8 protein-coding genes and 1 pseudogene are annotated in these 9,118 nt (G+C 35.8%); 3 read left to right on the plus strand and 6 right to left on the minus strand.

All coding sequences use genetic code 11. From position 1 onward, the window contains the following. From AB0M26_RS30690 to AB0M26_RS30700, 3 genes are all read right to left on the minus strand, one after another. The coding region (locus AB0M26_RS30690; protein WP_365266132.1) for an OFA family MFS transporter at positions 1–970 on the minus strand (970 nt) is incomplete at its 3' end. Positions 971–1,335: 365 nt separating this feature from the next. After that, positions 1,336–2,016, minus strand: coding sequence for an IS6-like element ISS1N family transposase (locus tag AB0M26_RS30695; protein ID WP_081196305.1), 681 nt, complete (start codon positions 2,014–2,016; stop codon positions 1,336–1,338). A 256-nt stretch (positions 2,017–2,272) separates the two neighbouring features. Next, entirely contained in the window at positions 2,273–2,485 is a 213-nt protein-coding gene (locus AB0M26_RS30700) for an integrase (RefSeq protein WP_032398721.1), read from the minus strand. Between the two features lie 77 nt (positions 2,486–2,562). Here AB0M26_RS30700 and AB0M26_RS30705 point away from each other — a divergent pair. After that, positions 2,563–3,722 (plus strand): annotated as a pseudogene (locus AB0M26_RS30705) (IS3 family transposase). Between the two features lie 177 nt (positions 3,723–3,899). Here AB0M26_RS30705 and pyrF read toward each other — a convergent pair. From pyrF to AB0M26_RS30720, 3 genes are all read right to left on the minus strand, one after another. Continuing rightward, a complete protein-coding gene (pyrF, locus tag AB0M26_RS30710) occupies positions 3,900–4,853 on the minus strand; it encodes an orotidine-5'-phosphate decarboxylase (RefSeq protein ID WP_012579076.1) in 954 nt (317 codons plus the stop codon). Further along, positions 4,850–5,449: a dTMP kinase gene (gene tmk / locus AB0M26_RS30715; protein ID WP_349221497.1), complete on the minus strand. Its 600-nt coding sequence runs from the start codon at positions 5,447–5,449 to the stop codon at positions 4,850–4,852. Before tmk ends, pyrF begins: the two co-directional genes overlap by 4 nt. A gap of 198 nt (positions 5,450–5,647) precedes the next feature. Further along, a complete protein-coding gene (locus tag AB0M26_RS30720; RefSeq protein WP_311805167.1) occupies positions 5,648–6,538 on the minus strand; it encodes an IS982-like element ISLll1 family transposase in 891 nt (296 codons plus the stop codon). A 110-nt stretch (positions 6,539–6,648) separates the two neighbouring features. Between AB0M26_RS30720 and AB0M26_RS30725 the strand changes: the two genes are divergently transcribed. Beyond that, positions 6,649–7,845 carry a M20 family metallopeptidase gene (locus AB0M26_RS30725; protein WP_015082999.1) on the plus strand — a complete coding sequence of 399 codons (1,197 nt, stop codon included), beginning with the start codon at positions 6,649–6,651 and terminating at the stop codon, positions 7,843–7,845. Between the two features lie 75 nt (positions 7,846–7,920). Beyond that, positions 7,921–8,694 (plus strand): type ISP restriction/modification enzyme, encoded by a 774-nt coding sequence (locus tag AB0M26_RS30730; protein WP_300697143.1) that lies wholly within the window; start codon positions 7,921–7,923, stop codon positions 8,692–8,694. Positions 8,695–9,118 lie beyond the last annotated feature (424 nt).

Raw genomic sequence — 9,118 nt, forward strand, 5'->3', positions numbered from 1 at the left:
GAGGAAGCCGGGTCGGCGGTTGAACATCAACGATGAAAGGCAATACGTCCCTTGGGCCACCAGGCCCTGGGCGGGGGAGGGCTTGGGGAGGGTGACTGAAAGTAGCAGGGCGCCCGATATAATCAGACAAAGTTGCCCATATCAAACGTCCAAAGCCATTGAAAAGGCCTATGATTCCAACCATAATTGCGGCTGTTTGGACAGACATGCCGGTCATACTTTGAGCCATGGGGGATGCAGCTGAGACAAGGCCGATCCCGCATGTAATATTGATAAATAACATTATCCAAAGAAAAGTGAAGGATTTAGTTTTGAGGGCTTGGTTAGCTGTTAGCTCCGGTCCTCGGGTTAGACGTGTTCCCTTTTTTTGAGAAATGCTATTTTCAGTAGTGCTTGATAGTGCCAGATTTGGACGAACAATAAACTGTGCAGCGAGCAGCATAATAACAAAATAAAATGTTCCTAAGAGATAGAATGTTTGTTCAAGACCAACACTAGCCATTAGCTGTTGAGCAACAGGACCAGTCAGCATTGCTGCAAAACCAAATCCCATAATAGCTAACCCCGTTGCTAAACCGCGTTTGTCTGGAAACCATTTAATAATTGTTGATACAGGGGTAACGTATCCTGCTCCCAGTCCTAAGCCGCCTATGACACCATATGAGAGATATAATAGCCAAATTGAATTTTGATGGATAGCCCAACCAGTCATAATGGTTCCAGTTCCGTAAAGAAAGCTAGCAATAGTTCCCGTTAGTCTAGGGCCTATTTTTTCAACGACTTTGCCCATAAAGGCGGCTGACATTCCCAAGAAGAAAATAGCGATACTAAATGCAAGAGCGACTGAGGATTCTGCCCAACCATTTTGTTTTGCAATTGGATTAGTAAAAACACTCCAAGCATAAACGGAACCAATCATTAAATGAAACATGACACCTGCAAACGCAACAACATAGCGATTTGTTTTCAATACCTATTCCTCCATTTTTGATAGTATACGAATAAGTATACGAATAATTTAAACGTTGTTAACAACCATTGTTGTCATATAATAATAATATCACATTGATTATCACATTTAAACAATTAAATTTTAGTATAAGACGAATTTTAACGTTGGCTAATGAAAAGTACATTTAAGTTAGCTATAGTACTGGGAAAAAACAAATTACGGTTGCTGTTTTTGAACAAATAAAAAAGCACAGGGAACCTAAAGTGCTCCATAATTGTTAGACAAGAAATCTAACAGTTATGGAGCACTTTAAAAGTTATGCTTATTTTGGTTCTGTTGCGAAGTTTGAAAATCAAACGCGCCCGCTCTGAACTCCAAATATCTTAGGCTGGTATTCCCATTAATACCTTGATTTCAGTAGACACCGAAAAGCCGAAGAGCGTTCCATTTCTTCGGTTCTTTTTATATATTCCTCGAAGGGTCTCCATGCCCTTAATCGTGGAAGAGGCTGTACGGAGACTTTGATAAAATTTATTCCGTCGTTTAATAGGTCGATGGTCTTGTTCTATTAAATTGTTAAGATACTTCACAGTTCGGTGCTCTGTCTTAGGATATAAACCCACACTCTGTAACTTTCTAAAGGCGGAGCCAAGAGAAGGTGCTTTATCGGTCACAATTGCTTTCGGCTCACCAAACTGTTTATGGAGTCGTTTTAAGAAAGCATAGGCTGCTTGCGTATCCCGTTTCTTTCGTAACCAGATATCTAAGGTTAAGCCGTCCGCATCAATTGCACGATAAAGATAATGCCAACGTCCCTTAATTTTGATATAGGTTTCGTCCATTTTCCATGAATAGAAGGATTGTCTATTTTTCTTCTTCCAAAGATAATAGAGGACTTTGCTGTACTCTTGCACCCAACGATAAATCGTAGTATGACAAACATTTATTCCACGATCATATAACAATTCCTGAACTTCACGATAGCTTAGATTGTAACGCAGGTAGTAACCAACAGCGACAATAATGACGTCTTTTTTGAATTGTTTGCCTTTAAAATGATTCATTACTCTGTCCTCTCTGTCTTTTTTCTCAATTTTACACTAAAATAGATTTTTTGGAAAACTTTGCAACAGAACCCCTAAAACCATGGATGAACGAACAAAAAATCTCTCGTATTTTGTTCGTTCATCCACTAAAAATATGCGAACAGTATGGCTTCATTCAATCCTGTTCTTACAAGTCAAAAGCATTGAATCGTCCAAGGACGATTCAACAAAAAAAGTAGTCGTTTTTGGACGACTACTAAGTTCTAAACATTCATTACCCATAATCAATTTGGTCTAACATCGTTTCTCGACTAGCTTGATCTAATCCAAGATATGTTAAAGTCATGGCTTCGCTTGAATGGTTTAATAAATGCATGACTAAACCAATATTATAATTCGACTGCGTATAAACACGATAAGTGCCTGTTTTACGCATGGTATGCGTCCCTAGATAGTTGATTCCTAAAAGATCACCAACACGTGCCATGGAGCTATACTATAAAAGTGGACAGAAAATTGGGTGTTATAATCTGTCTATTAAGACACAAAAATGAAAGGACTTTTATGTCAGGTTTTAAACGTTACGATGAGGATTTCAAACAATCGCTTGTTAATCTCTATCAAACTGGTAAAACACAAACTGAACTCTGTAAAGATTATGGCGTATCTTCTTCTGCACTTGCAAAATGGATTAAGCAGTACTCTCAAGTGCGTCTTGAAGATAATACGGTGTTGACTGCTAAACAGATTCAAGAATTACAAAAAAGGAATGGCCAACTAGAGGAAGAAAATCTGATCTTAAAAAAAGCGAGTGCCATATTCATGCAAAACTCCAAGTAAGATTGAAAGCCATCTATCGACTCAGATTTGAACACACGACAGTTATGCTCTGTCGTGTTTTACATGTCAATCGTTCCACCTACTATAACTTTTCATAAACAAGAGGCTTTCGAAGCGTGAAGTAGAAAATCAACGCTTGAGAAAATTACTCCTTGAGATTTATATGAAAGCCAAGAAAAGAATTGGAACGAGAGCTTTTAAAATCATTCTCCTGCGTGATTATGGCGTTAATATTTCTGAAGGCCGTATCTTAAGACTTCTCAAGTCTATGACACTCCCTAAAATGTCAACCATCAAACCTCGTTTTAAATCAAAGAAAGCTCCTGTATTTTCTTCTGATAATCTGCTTAAACAAGAATTTAACCCGAACTCCCCAAATCAAGTTTGGACAACAGATTTCACTTATATCTCTATAGGACCTAAACGACATGTTTATCTCTGTGCTATTCTTGACCTCTACTCAAGGAAATGTATTGCGTGGAAAGTAAGTGATCGAATTGATGCCAAACTCGCCTGTGACACCTTAGAGATAGCTATAAATAAGAGGAAGCCTAAGGAACCAATTATCTTTCATTCGGATCAAGGAAGCCAATTTAAATCAGCTTCCTTTAGAAAGTTATTAGATGAGCATCAATTGCTTGCTTCTTACTCCAAGCCTGGATATCCTTATGATAATGCCGTCACTGAGGTCTTTTTCAAGTATCTTAAACAACGAGAAATTAATCGCAGAACTTATCACTCCATTCAAGAAGTTCAACTCTCTTGCTTTGAATACATCGAACAATTTTATAACAATTATAATCCTCATTCCGCCAACAAGGGTTTAACTCCAAATCAGAAAGAAGAAAATTATTTTAAGAAAATATAGCTCATTTTGTGTCTAAATATTTGACATTGGTCCATAAATGTCAATATCAGAATTTTTATTACCTAAATTTTCAAAAAATGATGTATAAAAAAGCGTTCCTACATCATTATTTGAAGAGGGGGAGTCTATTTTTGTGATAACTTCTTTAAGAGCAACTTCATTTTTTATTAAAATTGACTCTAATATATTTTTTTCAATTTTTCTCCCTCTCCCAATAAACCTTTTTAGATTTTATCAAAGCTTTATTTATTAATCCATTATAATAGTCAACTGCCTCTAAAATAGAATTCTTTACTTCTTGCTCTGATAAACCTGTATCTTTATAAGCATAATCAATTGCTCTTGAACATGTTATGATGGCTCCTAAACCATTATTATCAAACGCTGCGTCTAATAGTTTCACATCTCCTCCTTGATAACCAACTCCTGGGATTAGAAATAAGGTTTTTGGTAAGAGTCTCCTATACTTAGTTAAATCTTCGGGATATGTTGCTCCAATGACAGCTCCAATATCTGAAAATCCATAATTCCCAACTTTATTCGTGCTTTTAATAATATAATCACATACAACTTCAGAGATAGTTTTATTTTCAGAATCCAGTATTTTATCTTGCAATTCTCCTGAAGAAGGATTGCTTGTTTTCACTAAAATAATAGAGCCCTTATCATTTTCTTCTCCTAATTTTATAAATGGGTCTAATCCATCACTTCCCAAGTATGGATTAATTGTTACTGCATCTACAGATAAAGTAGAGCTCCACTCATCAGCTGTATTCTTATAAAAAGTTTCTGCATATGCCTGAGAAGTACTTCCGATATCTCCTCTCTTAGCATCCGCAATAACGATAAGTCTCTTTTTCTTAGCATAATCCACAGTTTTCCAAAAAGCTTCTATTCCATAATAATCATACTTCTCATAGTAAGCAAGTTGAGGTTTTACAGCTGGAACTTTATCTGCCACTATATCAATAATCATTTTATTAAATTCAAAAATAGCGTAGCCTGCTCCTCTAGGGGTCTTTCCATAGATGCTCTCTGCCTTTTTTAAAATATAGCTAGGAAAATTCTCTAAAATGGGATCTAACCCAACACATAGATGAGATTTTGTATTGACTACTTTTTGTATATATCTATCAGAAAACATCATTTATCCATTACCTCGCTTACAAAATTAGTTATTATTTGATGAACTTTGTCAATCCCTACAGTTGAATCAACAAGTAAAGCATTTTTAGGTAAAACATCAAGAAAATTTTGTCTTACTTGGTTAAATACTAACTCATTTTTTTCTTCATACTTTATATCTTCTCCATCCCTTTGACGAACTCTCTCTAAAGCACGCTCTGGAGGAACATCTAAAAACACTGTAACATCTGGAGTAGGAACACCTTTATTAATCATTAGAATTTCTTTGTAGTCTATCCCACGAGCTTTAAAGAACGCTAGTGAACTGTATAAGTATCTATCACATATAATGTTGCTTTCAGATATTTTGGGGAAAATTTCTGAAGTTATCTGATAAGTTCTATCAGCTGCAGCCAATAAAGCAATCGAATACATATTGGGCGCAATACCATTATCCAAATAATCTCTAACTCTTTTATCATTTCTATAGTAATCTGTTGGTTGTTTTGTTGTAAAAACTTTAAGTTTTTTATTTTCAAACCATTGATGTAACATATCAATTTGAGTTGTTTTTCCTGAACCGTCAAGTCCTTCAAAAACTATTAATAAATTTTTCATAGCATTCCTCCATTGATAGTATTGTACCATAACTTGAAAGCACTTATATAAATGAACATAGAATAAATTACGGGTTAATGAACAATAAATGCAAATGATTTTAATAATCTTAATAAGAAAAGAAGAGTGTTCAGAAAATGACCATTTTCTGGACGCTCAAATATAAAAGAACATTGACCTACCCGAATTGCTAGTTGATTATTTAGCCATGACTTGATACCCGATAGAATATCTTAAAGTCTCTGGTTCCAGTGATTTAGCTGATTTTAACAGTAAAGAATACGCTAAAAGTATCATCTCTAATTTCAATTGAAAACCTTGAGGCGAACGACTTTTACAACGCTCAGCTCCTAGATTTGTCAAAAAAGAGAAAACTCGCTCAATCACTTTTCTACGTTTTGAAAAATTAGGGAAAAGGATTTTCTTTTGCTTCATGTTCTTCCTGACAGGTGTAATTAGATCAATTCCTTTTAATTCCAGCCTATCATGCAGTGACTGACCTAGATATCCCATATCTCCAAGGACTGTTGGTGTCCCAAATTGACTCAACACTTCCTCGGTCATTGAACTATCAGCCATTGAAGCAGGAGTAATTGTGTAGTCTATGACATAGCCTGATTCACTGACTAAAGCATGACATTTACATCCATAGAAGTACTGTCCCTTTGTAGAATTGTAGCCAACATTTGCATAATCTCCAAGAACTTTGCTTCTGAAATTACGAATAGGCTGACACAAAGGAATGGGGAAGCTGTCAATAATGGATACACTCATTCCTTCAACCTCTTTAAAGACGAGTGCTTGGCGAATGACTTGGATACTCGGTAAGAGGGCATTACAACGGCGGACAAAGCGAGAATATTCTAGGAAATTAGGAAATAAACTTTGAGCAAGTTGGTGCTTAGCTTTAAGCGTTTCACTAAAATGCAGTACGCCCCATAGGTAACAAGCGATAACTAAGCAATCTGATGTTGCGAGATGGACGTTCTTTCGGTTTTGAACCTCAAGGGGAACACTCGTTTGATAAAGCGTCTCAATGGTTGTCAGTAAATAAACAAAAACTTTTGGAAGTGTGCTATTATAAGTCATATAAGTCGTGCGCTTTCTAATGCTTAGTGGTTTAAGATTAGGATAGCACGACTTATTTATTTTCCAATGAAATTAACTAGCAATTCGGGTAGAAAGTTTAGAGGTATCATATGAAACTACTTAATAATTTGTTGACTAGCTTAACACAATATGAGAATGAAATGATTCAAATTAGGCGTCATCTTCATCAATACCCAGAAATTTCTTTTCAAGAAAAAGAAACATTTAAGTATATTATGGGCTTTTATAAAGAACTTGACTGTGAACCAAAACTTATCGGAAAGGGATTTGGAATCATCGTTGATATTGAAGGTGGAAAATCCGGAAAAACTCTTGCGTTGAGAGCAGACTTTGATGCTCTTGCTATTTTTGAAGATAATGATTTAAGTTTTAAATCGGTCAATCCAGGAGTAATGCATGCCTGTGGACACGATGCACATACTGCATATTTGATGGTACTTGCTAGAGAACTAGTAAAAATAAAACAAGAACTTCCGGGAAGAGTTAGAATTGTCCATCAACCAGCAGAGGAAGTATCTCCTGGTGGTGCCAAAGGTATGATTAAAGCAGGAGCTCTTGACGGTGTCGATAATATGATCGGGGTTCATGTGATGACTACAATTAAAACAGGGGTCATTGCCTATCATAATAAAGAAACTCAAACGGGACGTTCTAATTTCACCATTACAATCAAAGGAAACGGAGGTCACGCTTCTATGCCACAATTAAGTAATGATGCAATAGTAGCCGCTAGTTACTTTGTAACTGAACTCCAAACAGTAATTTCAAGAAGAATAGATCCATTTGACATGGGTACTGTAACTATTGGATCATTTGATGGAGCAGGAAGTTTTAATGCTATACAAGATAAAGTAGTGTTAAAAGGGGATGTTCGGATGATGAAAGAAACAACTAGAAAAGTCATCCGAGACCAAGTGAAACAAATTGCTAAAGGCGTTGGAGTAACCTTTGGGGTTGAAGTGATTGTAGATTATGACGATAACTATCCTGTACTCTTTAATTCAGAAAATCTCACTCACTTTGTAGTTGACAGCTTAAAAGATCAGAATATTTCAGAAGTCAATAATATAGTCGATTTAGGACCACAAAATCCTTCTGAAGATTTTTCATATTATGGGCAAGTTGTACCAAGTACTTTCTTTTACATTGGTGCACAGCCTGAAGACGGCGGAAATTATCCCCATCATAGCCCTTTATTTAAAATGAATGAGAAAAGTATTTTAATCGCGGCTAAAGCAGTTGCAACTGTAACTATAAACTATCTATTTTTCAATAAAAAAATGTAGATTTACAAATAGCAAGATTTGTAGCTAAAGTTGCTCCTTCGTTATTTAATAAACTTATAAAAATATTTCTATCCTCTGTCCAGAAAAAGGTTGTATTATGGACGAGATTTAATTCACCGTCCGTCAAACTACGATACTGCGATGTCACTTAATGACAAGGTTTTGTATGTGTCCACAAATTCCGAGTTCTCTGTCTTGATGACAAATAACGTTCCAGAATATGCGTTGCTTACGTCCGGTAAAGGTTTTTTGAAGAATTTGGAAGATACGACAGGGCTTCTTGACGTTAAATATGACAATGTAGTAGGCAATTATGATATTGATAAGGCTGACATTGTTTATTATGTGTATGGTTTGCTTCATTCACCCGAATATCGGGATATGTATGCCAATGATTTAAAAAAGAGCTTGGCGCGGATTCCGCTAGTCCGAAATAAAGAAGCGTTTATTCGGATTGGAAAGGAGTTATCTAATCTGCATCTGAATTACGAGAAACAAGTGTCATACCCTGGAGTGACGGTGTCAGTTAGCTCTGATGATTATAAAGTGACTAAGATGAAACATCCTAAAAAAGGAGCCTTAGACACTATTATTTTCAATAATTCAATAACTATCTCGAACATACCAGAGAAAGCTTATGAGTATGTGGTTAGTGGAAGGCCAGCTATCGAATGGATTATTGATCAATATCAAGTAAAAACAGATAAAAAATCAGGAATAACGGATGATCCTAACGAATTTAGTGATAATCCTAAATATATTTTGAACCTCTTATTATCCGTTATTACAGTAAGTATGCGAACCCTTGAATTAATTGAGGAATTACCAGAATTTGAAATTCAAGAATAATATAGGGTCTATAATTATATAATGGCCCCTAGGAAATACCATTAAAACACCCCCTATAATCTTTAGTTCATATTACAGGGGTTGTTTTTCTGTTTATTGATATAATAGTTCTTAAAAATGGAGGTGATATTTTGAAAGTGAATTGGTTAAAGTTGATTGGAATTTTTTTACCTTTAAAATGATTCATATTTACTGTCTTCAATTGCTTTTTTTAAAATTTTAAACTAAATACAAGTATTGATAAACTTTTCAAATATAGTATAAAAGTCCTAACTGATTATATCTTGATTAATGCATTACTATTCCGAATTTAAGAACTTGACTTAATATCACCGGTCGGCCGCGCCGCCGTAGCCGTGCTCGAAGCCGCAGGGGTACGGGTCGTCCTGCCGTCGAAGGGTGTGTGCTGCGGCCTGACCTGGGT

Origin of the sequence: Streptomyces sp. NPDC051776 (assembly GCF_040681345.1) — a bacterium.
Lineage (GTDB): Bacteria > Actinomycetota > Actinomycetes > Streptomycetales > Streptomycetaceae > Streptomyces.